This window comes from Acidovorax sp. GW460-11-11-14-LB4, from assembly GCF_059423685.1.
Map to the genome: position 1 here is coordinate 36,282 of NZ_JBWKYJ010000001.1, position 12,750 is coordinate 49,031.

General features: G+C 68.8%; 9 protein-coding genes. 6 read left to right on the forward strand and 3 right to left on the reverse strand.

Annotated features, from left to right (window positions below; translation table 11 throughout):
* Nucleotides 1-22: 22 nt before the first annotated feature.
* Nucleotides 23-376, forward strand: coding sequence for a rhodanese-like domain-containing protein (locus tag AC07X4_RS00175; RefSeq protein WP_055401749.1), 354 nt, complete (start codon nt 23-25; stop codon nt 374-376).
* Nucleotides 377-494: 118 nt separating this feature from the next.
* Nucleotides 495-1,829, forward strand: coding sequence for a TolC family outer membrane protein (locus AC07X4_RS00180; RefSeq protein ID WP_099730303.1), 1,335 nt, complete (start codon nt 495-497; stop codon nt 1,827-1,829).
* A gap of 52 nt (nt 1,830-1,881) precedes the next feature.
* Here the strand turns inward: AC07X4_RS00180 and AC07X4_RS00185 are convergent, their stop codons facing one another.
* The 3 genes from AC07X4_RS00185 to AC07X4_RS00195 are packed head-to-tail and all read right to left on the reverse strand — an operon-like array spanning nt 1,882 to nt 5,440.
* A complete protein-coding gene (locus AC07X4_RS00185; protein ID WP_494738866.1) occupies nt 1,882-3,255 on the reverse strand; it encodes a 3-deoxy-D-manno-octulosonic acid transferase in 1,374 nt (457 codons plus the stop codon).
* Nucleotides 3,252-4,031, reverse strand: a complete 780-nt coding sequence (locus tag AC07X4_RS00190; RefSeq protein ID WP_494738867.1) for a carbon-nitrogen hydrolase family protein — start codon at nt 4,029-4,031, stop codon at nt 3,252-3,254. The genes AC07X4_RS00185 and AC07X4_RS00190 overlap by 4 nt, the downstream gene beginning before the upstream one ends.
* 20 nt (nt 4,032-4,051) lie before the next feature.
* Entirely contained in the window at nt 4,052-5,440 is a 1,389-nt protein-coding gene (locus AC07X4_RS00195) for a phosphomannomutase/phosphoglucomutase (RefSeq protein WP_056744767.1), read from the reverse strand.
* Between the two features lie 163 nt (nt 5,441-5,603).
* Here AC07X4_RS00195 and AC07X4_RS00200 point away from each other — a divergent pair, with 163 nt between their 5' ends.
* The 4 genes from AC07X4_RS00200 to AC07X4_RS00215 all read left to right on the forward strand — a co-directional run bounded on the left by AC07X4_RS00200 (nt 5,604) and on the right by AC07X4_RS00215 (nt 12,739).
* Complete coding sequence (locus tag AC07X4_RS00200) at nt 5,604-7,205, forward strand: DNA-3-methyladenine glycosylase 2 family protein (protein ID WP_494738868.1); 1,602 nt, start codon at nt 5,604-5,606, stop codon at nt 7,203-7,205.
* A gap of 80 nt (nt 7,206-7,285) precedes the next feature.
* Nucleotides 7,286-7,837, forward strand: a complete 552-nt coding sequence (locus AC07X4_RS00205) for a methylated-DNA--[protein]-cysteine S-methyltransferase (protein WP_494738869.1) — start codon at nt 7,286-7,288, stop codon at nt 7,835-7,837.
* The gene (locus tag AC07X4_RS00210) at nt 7,834-8,760 is read left to right on the forward strand and encodes a DMT family transporter (RefSeq protein ID WP_099730309.1); all 927 of its coding nucleotides are present in this window, start codon (nt 7,834-7,836) and stop codon (nt 8,758-8,760) included. The genes AC07X4_RS00205 and AC07X4_RS00210 overlap by 4 nt, the downstream gene beginning before the upstream one ends.
* 157 nt (nt 8,761-8,917) lie before the next feature.
* Entirely contained in the window at nt 8,918-12,739 is a 3,822-nt protein-coding gene (locus AC07X4_RS00215; protein ID WP_494738870.1) for an EAL domain-containing protein, read from the forward strand.
* The last annotated feature ends 11 nt before the right edge of the window (nt 12,740-12,750 follow it).

Sequence of the window (12,750 nt, forward strand, 5' to 3'; positions counted from 1 at the left end):
TCGGTTGCCTTCGGAGTTTTGCATGATCGATCACGTCCGCCCCGCCCAGCTGTCTGCCTGGTTTGCCGCTGCACCTGAAGGCAGCCAGCCCCTGGTGCTGGACGTGCGTGAGCCCTGGGAGCTGCAGACCGCCAGCGTGCGCGCCGACGGGTTTGAGCTGGTGGCCATCCCCATGGGCGAGTTGCCCGCGCGGCTGGCCGAGCTGGAGCCCGCCCGCCAGGCGCAACGCCCTATTGCCTGCCTGTGCCACCACGGCGCCCGCAGCCTGCGCGTGGCCTCGTTCTTGCAGCACCACGGGTTCGAGCATCTGGCCAACATCACCGGCGGTATTGACGCCTGGTCGCACGAAAGCGATCCGGCGGTGCCGCGCTACTGACGCCCTTTGTGGTTGATGGACCGTTGTTGATGGACCGCACTTGCCGCACCCATGCCCCAGTGCTGCCCGCCGCTGCTCACCCCGATTCGATTCGCAGACTCTTCCGAAGGACCCCCCAATGACACCGTTTAGGCCCCTGTCCCTGTCCATCCTGCCCCTGGCGCTGGGCGCAGCGCTGTGTGCGCCAGCCCAGGCCCAAAGCCTGCTGCAACTGGTGGAATCGGCCCGCACCTATGACACGGCCTGGCAGTCGGCGCGTGCGCAACTGGACGCCGCAGCCCGCAAGGCCGACCAGGCCCGCGCCGGCCTGCTGCCTTCCGCCGCACTCACCGGGGGCCTCACCCGCTCCAACGTGGAGCTGAGCAAACCCAAGATCGAGAACACCGGCACGGCACAGACCGTGGGGGTCAATGCCTCCCAGCCGCTGTACCGGCCTGCCAATCGCATCACGCTGGAACAAGGCCAACGCGGCGTGGACGTGGCCCAGGCCCAGCTGGATGCCGCCACCCAAGACCTGCTGGTGCGGGTGAGCCAGGCCTACTTCGACGTGCTGGCTGCGCAAGACACCCTCACCTTTGTGCAGGCCCAGAAGGCCGCCGTGTCCGAGCAACTGGCCGCCGCCAAGCGCAATTTCGAGGTCGGCACCACCACGGTGACCGATTCGCGTGAAGCCCAGGCCCGCTACGACCTGGTGATTGCCCAGGAGATCGCCGCCGAGAACGATCTGCGCGTCAAGCGCCTGGCGCTGGACCAGCTGGTCGGCATCGCCGGCACCAAGCCGCAGCCCCTGGCACTGCCGGTGCAACTGCCCGGCGTAGTGCCGGACAACCTTGCCACCTGGGTGGACACCGCCCGCGACCAGCAGCCCGGCGTGCGCCAGGCCGCCATTGCGCTGGACATTGCGCGGCTGGAGACCAAAAAAGCCGAAACCGGTCACCTGCCCACGGTGGACCTGCAGGCGGGCTACAACGTCACGCGCAACCTGCACGGCACCATCACCTCGCCCGGCGTCACGGCCCGCAGCAATGCCGCCAGCGTGGGCGTGGCACTGAACCTCCCCCTGTTTGCAGGCTTTGCCGTGCAAAACCGCGTGAAGGAAACCCTGGCCCTCGAAACCAAGGCCGAGGCCGACCTCGAAACCGCCCGCCGCAATGTGGCCCAGGCCACGCGCGCCGCGTTCTACGGTGTGCAGTCTGGCCAGGGCCAGGTGCAGGCCCTGGAAGCGGCCGAAGCCTCCAGCCAGAGCGCGCTGGACGCCAACAAGCTGGGCTACCAGGTGGGTGTGCGCATCAACATCGACGTGCTCAACGCCCAAAGCCAGCTCTACCAGACCAAACGTGACCTGGCCCAGGCCCGCTACAACGTGCTGCTGGGCGGGCTCAAGCTGCGCCAGGCGGCAGGCACGCTGTCGCAGCAGGACATCGAAGCGGTCAACGCACTGCTGGCCAAGTAATTGGTCCTTGCACCCCGCGCCGGGGTGCATCCCGTGCATGAATTGCTGAGGCCTAGTGCAGGCCGCCCTCAGGCTGCACCAGTGCCACAATCGCACGCGCCGTGGCCTGCGCAGCCCCTCGGTGCGTGGCGGCAAACCGGGTGGCCCGCTCGCTGGCCTGTTCGTGGGCGCGGGCGTCCCCCGCCAGCGCTGCAGCCTGTGCCATTCCTTGTGCGAGGTCGGGCACCCGCTGTGCTGCCCCCGCCGCGCACGCCAGTTCGGCCGCCTCGGCAAAGTTGAAGGTGTGCGGGCCCAGCACCACGGGGCAACCGCAGGCAGCGGCCTCGATCAGGTTCTGGCCGCCCAGTGGGGCGAAGCTCCCGCCCAGCAAGGCCACATCGGCCAGGCCGTAATACAACACCATTTCGCCGATCGAGTCCCCCAGCCAGACGTCAGCGGCCGCAGGTGCCGCAGCCCAGGTGCTGCGGCGCGACACCGACAGGCCGGCCCGCTGCAGCAGCTGGTGGACCTCGTCAAACCGCTGCGGGTGGCGCGGCACGATGAGCCATTGCACGGGGGAAAGATCACCGCCAGATGCTTCACTATTGATAGCTGCCAAGGCATGACCCTCTAGCGCTTGAGGCGATTTTTGCCGTATTTTCTGGATCTGCTCCAGCCACATGGCCTCCTCGCCCTCGCGGCTGCTGGCCAGCAAGACCACCGGGCGGCCGGTGCGGGTGCGCCACTCGCGGCCCCGCTCCAGCAGCTGAGCGTCGGGCACCACGTCAAACTTGAGGTTGCCCAGCACACCACGCACCGGCGCGCCCATGGCCGCGAGCCGCGTGGCGTCTTCCTGCGTCTGGGCCCAGACTGCCGTCAGGCCGCCATACGCAGGCCGCGCCAGGGCTGACAGGCGCTGCGCCTTGCGCAGCGATATCTCGTTGAAGCGCGCATTGGCCAGCACCAGCGGAATGCGCCGCTGCCGGCAGCCCGCCACCAGGTTGGGCCACACCTCGGTTTCCATCAGGATGCCGATGGCCGGGCAGAACTTGCGCAAAAACCGACCCACGGCGCCCGGCGTGTCCCAGGGCTGCCACACCTGCACATCGCCCGGCAGCAGCAGCTTTTCGCCCTCGGCCCGCCCTGTGGCGGTGCCGTGGGTGAGCAACAGGCGCATGCCTGGCAGCTGTTCACGCAACTGGGCCAGCAAGATGGCGGCGGCCCGGGTTTCGCCCAGCGACACGGCATGCACCCACACAAACCGCCCCAGCGGGTCGGTGCTGCTGTGGGGCATCAGGCTGTCGATGGGGGCCGGGTAGCGGCCAAAGCGCTCTCCCACCGCGTAGGCGTAGCCCGGCTCGGCCACCGCACGGCGGCGCAGCTTGCGGCGCAGCAGCGGCTGCGCGCTCCAGGTCAGCAGCGAATACAGGGCCCGCGCGGCGTTCATGCGGGCACAGACAGGCTCAGCACACCACCCGCCCAGCCGCTGTCGCTGCGCTGTGCCCAGACGATGCAGGGCGCGTCACCCGGCGCAGCCACCACACAGCGGCCACCGGGCGCCCAGAAGGCGCTGCGCCCCGCACTCACGTAGCCACCGGACGTGCCGCTGTAGTTGGCGGCAAGCACCGCCATGTCGTGGTCGCGCGCGTAGCCTTCCAGCATGGCCGATTCGGCCGCATAGGCCTTTTCGGAGATCAGCACGCCCGCCGCATACAGGGCCGCGCCCGCCCCGCGGGCCGCCTGGGCATGCTCGGGATGGGTGATGTCGGCGCACACGGCCAGTGCCGTGGGCTCGCCGGCCACCAGTTGCACCTGCGCGTCGTCCGTGCCCGCGCTGGCAAATTGCTCTTCGCTGTCGTGCAGATGGCGCTTGCGGTACAGCGCCACGCTGCCGTCAGGCCCCAGCAGCCAGGCACCAATGGCGGGCAATGCGCCCTGCTCCGCAGGCTCAGCCGGAGCACCCACCACCAGGGCCATGCCATGGCTTTGGGCGGCCTGGCGCAGGGCCAGCAGCACGGGATGGTCGGCCGTCAGTACATGGTCTGCCATGAGCGCGGGCTCGTAGCCCATGAGCGACAGCTCCGGGAACTGCAGCAGTTGCACGCCCTGGTGGGCGGCAGCCCGCACGCAGGCCAGGTGCGTTTGCAGGTTGCGCTCCAAGTCGCCCGGCGCCGACGGCGTCTGGGCGGCAGCTACACACAGGGGGGTGGAGAGCGACAGCATCGGGCGTGCGGCAGGCAATGTCAGTGGCTGGCTGCGCCCACATGGGCGTCGGGCTTGACCCGGTGCAGCAGCGCCAGCATGGCGGCCTCGATGCGGGCCAGGGCTTCGGGCGTGTGGCCCTCAAAGCGCAGCACCAGCACGGGGGTGGTGTTGCTGGCGCGGATCAGGCCAAAGCCATCGGGCCAGTCCACGCGCAAGCCGTCGATGCTGCTGATGGCGGCGGGCGCGGCAAAGGTTTCTGCGGCCAAGGCCTGCAGCTCGGCCGTCAGGCGGTGTGGCTCGCCTTCCGCACAGGCCACGTTCAACTCGGGGGTCGAAAAACTGGTGGGCAGCGCGTTCAGCACGGCGCTCGGGTCGCTGCTGCGGCTCAAGATCTCCAGCAGGCGGCAGCCGGCATAGGTGCCGTCGTCAAAGCCGTACCAGCGCTCCTTGAAGAAGATGTGGCCGCTCATCTCGCCACCCAGCGGAGAATTCGTCTCCTTCATGCGCGCCTTGATCAGCGAGTGGCCGGTCTTGAACATCACCGGCACGCCACCGGCCGCTGCAATGGCGGGGGCCAGGCGCTGGGTGCACTTCACGTCAAAGATGATCTCGCCGCCGGGCACGCGCGAAAGCACGTCTTGCGCAAACAGCATCATCTGGCGGTCGGGGAAGATGTTGGTGCCGTCCTTGGTCACAATGCCCAGGCGGTCGCCGTCGCCGTCAAAGGCCAAGCCCAGTTCGGCATCGCTGGCCTTCAGGGCGTCGATCAGGTCACGCAGGTTTTCAGGTTTGCTCGGGTCGGGGTGGTGGTTGGGGAAGTTGCCGTCCACCTCCGAGAACAGCTCGATCACCTCGCAGCCCAGCGCACGGAAGATGGCCGGGGCCGACGCGCCGGCAATGCCGTTGCCGCAGTCCACCACGATCTTGAGCGGCCGGGCCAGCTTCACGTCACCCACAATGCGTTCGCGGTACGCGGGCAGCACATCCACGTGGCGGACCGAGCCGCCGGCCACCAGCTGCCAGCTTTCCTGCTCCATGGTGCGGCGCAGGCCTTGAATCTCATCGCCATAGATGGCGCGGCCGTTCAGCACCATCTTGAAGCCGTTGTAGTCCTTGGGGTTGTGGCTGCCGGTGACCTGGATACCACTGGAGCACAGCGTGCTGGCCGCAAAGTAGAGCAGCGGCGTGGTGACTAGGCCCACGTCGATCACCTCGATGCCCGCCTCCACCAGCCCCCGGATCAGCGCCGCCGACATGGCCGGGCCGGACAGGCGCCCATCGCGCCCCACCGCCACGGTGGTCTGCCCTTCCGCACGTGCTGCGGTGCCAAAGGCCCGGCCCAGGCCCAGGGCCACGTCTTCGTTCAGGGTGGACGGCACGATGCCGCGGATGTCATAGGCTTTGAAGATGGCGGGGGTCGGTTGCACGCAGGGGGGCCTTTCGTGATGGGGTTGAAAAGTCCGCTGCATTGTAGGCGGCGGCCCTGGGGGTGATTGTCAGTCGATGCCTCAGACGTGCGCCCTGCCCTTGCCAAAGGCACAGGTCCGAAAACGGCCAGTGGTGCGAAGCCAGGCTCCTATGATCTGGCCCATGACCCCGACCGCCCCCCCCTCGTACACCGCCACGGATGTGGCATCCGACGAAGGCCGCTACCTGGCGCTGCAGGCGCGCGACGCGCGGTTTGATGGGCATTTTTTCACCGGAGTGACCTCCACCGGCATCTACTGCCGCCCCGTCTGCGCCGTGCGCACACCCCGGCGCGAGAACTGCCGGTTTTTTGCGCTGGCGGCTCAGGCCGAAAGCGCCGGATTTCGCCCCTGCCTGCGCTGCCGGCCGGAGCTGGCCCCCCAGGCGATGGTGTGGTCGGTGCAGGACGCCAGCGGCATTCTGGTGCAGCAAGCCGTGCGCCTGCTGGACGCGCCCGACCTCTGGCCCGCACCGGCCGCACCCGGCGAGGGCAGCGCCACCGTGACCCGCCTGGCCGAGCGGCTGGGCGTGAGCGACCGGCATCTGCGCCGTATTTTTGAGGCGGCCCTGGGCGTATCGCCGCTGCAATATCTGCAGACACGGCGGTTGCTCACGGCCAAGCAGCTGCTCACCGACACCGCCATGCCCGTGACGCAGGTCGCACTGGCCAGCGGGTTCGCCAGCGTGCGCCGCTTCAATGCCGCCTTTGTGGGGCATTACGGGCTCAACCCCACCCAGCTGCGGCGCAACGGCGGTGGCAGCGCCGCATCGGGCGCGGGGCGCACCAGCGCCGTGCGCCTGGCGTGGCGCCCGCCACTGGACGTGGCGGCGTTGCTGGCCTTTTTTGAAAAGCGGCAGTTCCATGGCGTGGAGTGCGTGGTGCATGGTGCGGACGGCCCCGGCCTGCGCCGCACCGTGCGGCTGGCCAGGACCTGCACCGGCCTGCCGCAGGAGACCACCGGCTGGCTGAGTGCCCGTTTTGACCTGGCGCGCCACCAGGTGCTGCTGCAGACCAGCGACAGCCTGTACCCCGTGCTGCCGCTCGTCATCCGCCGCGTGCGCGCCATGCTCGACCTGGACGCCGACCCCGCAGCCATCAACGCCGTGCTGCACCCGCACTTTCCGGAGGGTGATGGCCTGCGTGTGCCCGGAGCGTTTGACGGCTTTGAGCTGGCCGTGCGCGCCGTGCTGGGCCAGCAGATCACCGTGGCGGCCGCGCGCACGCTGGGCCAGCGGCTGGTGGAGCGGCTGGGTGAACCCATCGCCACGCCCTGGCCCGGGCTGCACCGGCTGTTTCCCACCGCAGCCACCCTGGCCCGCGCCGATGGCGACACGCTGGGCCAGCTGGGCATCGTGCGCCAGCGTCAAGCGGCCATCGTGGCGCTGGCCCGCGCGGTGGACAGCGGCACCCTGCCCCTGCACGCGGGAGCCGACGTGCCGAGCACCACCGCCGCCCTGTGCGCCCTGCCCGGCATTGGTGACTGGACGGCGCAGTACATCGCCATGCGGGTGCTGCGCTGGCCCGACGCCTTTCCGGCGGGGGACGTGGCGCTGCACAAGGCGCTGGGGGTGCAGCAGCACAAGAACCCCGCACGCGCCGCGCAAGAGGCCTCGCAGGCCTGGCGCCCCTGGCGCAGCTACGCGGTGCTGCGCGCCTGGGCTGCTGGCAACAGCGGTGCCGGCACGCCTGCACCTGCCGACGCCCAGAAACTATCAAAACCATAGCACCTCAGGCAATAGGCACTAGCGCATGGTGCCGATTTCGGATCAAAACCTCCCTCAATACCCTCTAACGACCTCTTCTCATGCAGTTTCACCCCCTCACCGTGCAGGCACGGGCCGACACCCCGCTGGGGCCCATGCGGCTGGCCGCTTCCCCCAACGGCTTGTCGGGCGTCTGGTTTGAAGGCCAGCGCCACGAGCCCACCGCCCACTTGCACGGTTCCGAGGCCTGGGCGTTGGCCCCTGGCGACCACCCTGTGTTGCAAGAAGCCGCCCACCAGCTGCAGCAATACCTGGGCGGGCAGCGCCAACATTTCGACCTGCCGCTGGACCTGTCGGGGGGCACGGCATTTCAGCAATCGGTGTGGCGCGCGCTGCTGCAGATTGGCCGGGGCCAGACCATCAGCTACGGCACGCTGGGCCGCCAGCTGGGCAACCCCAGCGCCGTGCGGGCCGTGGGTGCCGCCGTGGGTCGCAACCCGCTGAGCGTGGTGGTGCCCTGCCACCGTGTGCTGGGTGCCGACGGCAGTCTGACGGGCTATGCAGGCGGCCTCGATCGCAAGAGGGCTTTGCTGACGCTGGAGAATGCACCCCTTTTGGCCGCCGCAGCCCATCCCATGAAAGCCACCGCATGAACAGCCCCGCCACCCGGCCCGTCTCCACCTGGATCGGCGAATTCATCCTGCTGGCCGCACTCTGGGGCGCGTCGTTCCTGTTCATGCGCCTGGGTGCGTCCGACTTTGGTCCCCTGCCCACCGCCGGCCTGCGGGTGGCGTTGGCCACGGTGTTCCTGTGGCCCATCATGCTGCGCCAGGGCCACTGGCCTGCGCTGCGCCAGCATTGGCGGCCCATCCTGTTTGCGGGGGTCATCAATTCGGCGATTCCGTTCTCGCTGTTTTCCTGGGCGGTGCTGCACATCGCCACGGGTCTGACCTCTATCCTCAACGCCACGGTGCCGCTGTTTGGTGCGCTCATCGCCTGGGTGTGGCTGGGCGACCGCATCAACCGCCTGCGCTGGGTGGGGCTGGCACTGGGTTTTGTGGGCGTGGCCCTGCTGGCCTGGCGCGCACCTGCCGGCACCGGGTTCAAGACCGACCACGCCCACTGGGCGATTGCGGCCTGCCTGCTCGCGTCGGCGTTCTATGGCGTGTCGGCCAGTTTTGCGCGGCGCCACCTCACGGGGCTGCCGCCGCTGGCCACGGCCGCCGGCAGCCAGCTGGGCGCCGCGCTGGGCCTGGCCTTGCCCACGCTGTGGCTGTGGCCGGCGCAGATGCCCGGTGTACGCGCCTGGGCGGCCATCCTGGCCATTGCCGTGCTGTGCACCGGCATTGCCTACATCCTGTACTTTCGCCTGATCGAGCACGCGGGCCCCAGCCGCGCGCTTGCCGTGACCTTCATCACCCCGGTGTTCGCCGTGCTGTATGGCACGCTGTTCCTGGGCGAGACCATCACGCCGTGGATGGTGGGCTGCGCGCTGGTGATCGTGTGCGGCACCTTGTTGTCAACCGGACTTATCAGGACGCTGCGGCCCGCCCGGCCCACCTCAGAACAGGCCTAAACTTGGCGGATGGTTTTTTTATCGGGTGCATGCCTTCTGAGCAAGGCCACATGCGGCACAGGTCGCGACATGCACCCGCTCCTTCTTTTGGCTTGTTCGCCACTTTTCAGACCCGCAGCCGCCCGCTTCAGCGACCAGACCACCCAAGGAAAACACCATGGGTAACAACACGCTGCTGGCGGGCACTGCACTCATGCTACTGCTGCTGGTGCCGGTCTGGCTGTCGCCGCAGGAGTCTCTGCACCCGTCCCGGCGCACCCTGATCCTGCTCGGCGTGGCGGGCGGGCTGGTCTCCATCGCAGCTTTCGAGGCACTGCGCTGGAATGCGCCGGAGCTCCACATCGTGGCCTACCCCACCGCCACGGCGTTCGTGGCGCTGTTTTTTGGCGTGCCGGCGGCGGCCATCACCGCCGTGCTGGCCTTGCAGGCCGCGCTCTGGACAGACACCTCGGCCGTCTGGCCCGCCACCACCGTTCTGGGTGGCGCGCTGGCTACCGGCTGGGCGTGGCGCCGCCTGGGACAGCGCTGGGCCTGGCCCGACTGGGCGCCACTGGCCGGACTGACCCTCACACTGCCGCTCGTGGTTTCGCTGGTCACAACGGCCACCAGCGCGGCCCCCGAAGGCACCAGCAACATGCACTGGCACCACGGCGCCGGCGTGCTGATGCTCGGGATTGGCTGGCTGGTGATTGCCAGCCGGGCCCGCGCCGAGCTGGCGCGCAACGAGATCCAGCAGACGCTGGGCCAGCAGGAGCACCAGCTGCGCCTGGCGCTGGATGCCCTGGGCGGCGGCCGCTGGGAATGGGACGTGGTCGAACGCCGGTTTTTGTGTGATGGCCGGTTTTACGAGGCCTATGGTATTACCAGTGCCGACTTGCAGTCGCCCGACCTCTGGCAGCGCTGGTACGCCCGGCGCCACCCGCTGGACGCTGAACGCAATGCCGCCAAGCTGGCCCGTGCCATGGACGGGCTGGAGGAAAGCTACGAGGCCGAGTTCCGCGTGATGGACACCCAGGGGCGGTGGCGCTGGCTGATGTCCCGCGGCACCGTCGCCCGGCGCGATGCGCAGGGGCGCCCGGCCAGCCTGATCGGCATGGACGTGGACATCACCGCCCACCGCGAGACCGAGGAGGCCCTGCTGTCCGCTGAGGCCAAATACACCACCTTCTACCAGACGCTGCCCGACCCGGCAGGCATCACCCGCATAGCCGACGGGCGCTACATCGATGTGAACCCGGCGTTCTGCGAGCTGCTGGGCTTCACGCGCGAGGAGGTCCTGGGCCGCACCTCGTCGGAGCTGCACATCTGGGCCAACGAGCACGAGCGCAAGCGGCTGCTGGACACCTATCAGCGAGAAGGCAAGGTGGACCGGTTGCCCCTGGTCGCGCAAAGCAAGGGGGTGCAGGTTCCGGGCCTGATGTCGGCACGCTCTGTGCTTGTGAATGGCGAAAACTGCTTTGTTTTCGTTTTCCACGACATGACCGAAGCCCAACGCACCAGCGACGAACTTCGGGCGCTCTACAACCAGCTGCAGCAAGCCGGCCGACTGGCCCGGCTGGGCGCATGGGAGGACGAGCGTGGCCGTGGCCTGGTGTACTGGTCGGACGTGTGTTTTGACATCCACGGCCTGTCACCCAACCAGCCGCCCCCCAGCGACTACATCGACCGCCATGTGGCCCCGCAGTACCGCGAGCCGCTGCGCGAAAAATTCCGCCAGAGCATCCGTTCACGCGCTGAGTGGAGCATGGAGATGGAGGTCTATCACGCCGACGGCCATCTTTTTTGGGTGCGCGCCCGGGGCGAGCCGGTGATCGAGAACGGCCGCGTGGTCAGGGTGCGCGGCGTGATGCAGGACATCGACGAGGCCAAGCGTGCCGAGCAGCGCCTGCGCCAGTCCGAGGAGCGCTTCTCGCGCATCTTCCATCTCATGCCCTACCCCATGGGCCTGTCGCACCGCAGCGATGGCCGCTATGTGGACCTCAACCCTGCCTGGGTCGAGATGCTGGGCATTCCCCGCGAGGAAGCCATTGGCCGCACCGCAGTGGAGCTGGGCATCTTCACCGCCGAAGACCGCCAGCGCCTGATGGAGCAGGTCAGCCAGACCGGCCACCTCAGCGACTACGAAGTGACGCTGAACGTGCGCAATGGTCCCCGGCGCACCGTGCTGCAGTCCATGCGCGCCACCGAGTTCGACGGCGAGCCCTGCTGGTTGTTTTCGGTGCACGACATCACTGACCGCAAGCGCAACGAGGTGCAGGTGCGTGAACGCGAGGCCCTGCTGTCGCTCACCATCTCCGCCGCATCGCTGGGACTGTGGGACTGGGACCTGCAGACCGGCCTGGTCACGGGCGACCGCCGCTGGCGTGCCATGCGCGGGCTGCCGGTGACCGGCGACACCTCGGCGGCCGTGCAATGGACCACGGCCATTGCGCCAGACGACATCGACCGCATCACCACCGAGCTGTCGCGCCACACCGCCCACCTGGGCACCCCGTTTGACGCCACCTGGCGACTGAACCAGCCCAACGAGCCGGTGCGCTGGGTGCGCAACCTGGGCAAGATCGTGGGCTTTGACGAGCAAGGCCGCCCGGCCCGCATGCTCGGTGTAGCCATCGACGTGACCCCCCAGCGCGAGCAGGAGGTCATGCTGCAGCGCCTGGCGCTGTACGACGCCCTCACCGGCCTGCCCAACCGGGTGTTGCTGGCGCGCAAGCTGCAGGAATGCATGGCCCAGGCCCGTGACACCGGCAAGCAGCTGGGTGTGGCCTACCTCGACCTGGACGGCTTCAAGCCGGTCAACGACCGCCTGGGCCACGGGGCGGGCGACCGCCTGCTGGTGGTGGTGGCCGGGCGGCTTACGCGCGCACTGCAGCCGCTGGACACGGTGGCCCGGCTGGGTGGCGACGAGTTCGTGATCCTCATGCCTGGCCTCGGCTCGGTGAGCGACTGCGAACGCATGCTGGAACGCGTGATGGAAAGCGTCTCGGCCCCCTACACGCTGGACACCGAGCGCGTGGTCGTCACGGCCAGCATCGGCTACACCATCTTTCCGCAGGACGACGCCGACGCCGACACCCTGCTGCGCCATGCCGACCAGGCCATGTATGCGGCCAAGCAGGCCGGGCGCAACCGTTTTCACCAGTTCGACGCCGCCCAGGAACGCGCCGTGCAACTGCTGCGCGCCCAGGGGCACTACCTGCGCGAGGCGCTGGCGCAAGCCCAGTTCACCCTGTACCTGCAACCCAAGGTGGACATGCGCAGCGGCACCGTGGTGGGAGCCGAAGTGCTCTCGCGCTGGCTGCACCCCGAGCGGGGCCTGGTGCCACCGGGCGAATTTCTGCCGCTGCTGGAGGGCACCGACCTGGAGATCGGCTTTGGCGAATGGGTGGCGGAGGCGGCGCTCACGGTGCTGGAGCAGTTGCAGGATCGGGGCATGCCCATGCCGCTGAGCATCAACATTGCCGCCCAGCACCTGCAGCAGCCGGGTTTTGCCGACTGGGTGGCCGCTTGCCTGGCGCGGCACCCCCGCGTGCCCGCGCACCTGGTCGAGATCGAGATCACCGAAAGCGCCGCCCTGTACGACCTGAGCGCGGTGGCCGACACCCTGAACGCCTTGCGCGCCATGGGCGTGACGGTGGCGCTGGACGACTTTGGCACCGGCTATTCGTCGCTGACCTACCTGCGCCGCCTGCCCATGGACACGCTCAAGATCGATCAGAGCTTTGTGCACGGCATGATGGGCGACCCGGGGGACCTGGCCATCGTGCAGGGTGTGATCGGCCTGGCACGCTCGTTCGGCTACCGGGTGATCGCCGAAGGGGTGGAAACCGTCGAACAGGGACAGATGCTGCTGCAGCTGGGCTGCCTGCAGGCGCAGGGCTACTGCATTGCCCGGCCCATGCCGCTGGAGGATTTCATCGGCTGGACGCCCACCTGGCAGCCGCCTGCGGGGTGGCAGCGGAACCGGCCGGTTTTGTAGCATTAAAACCT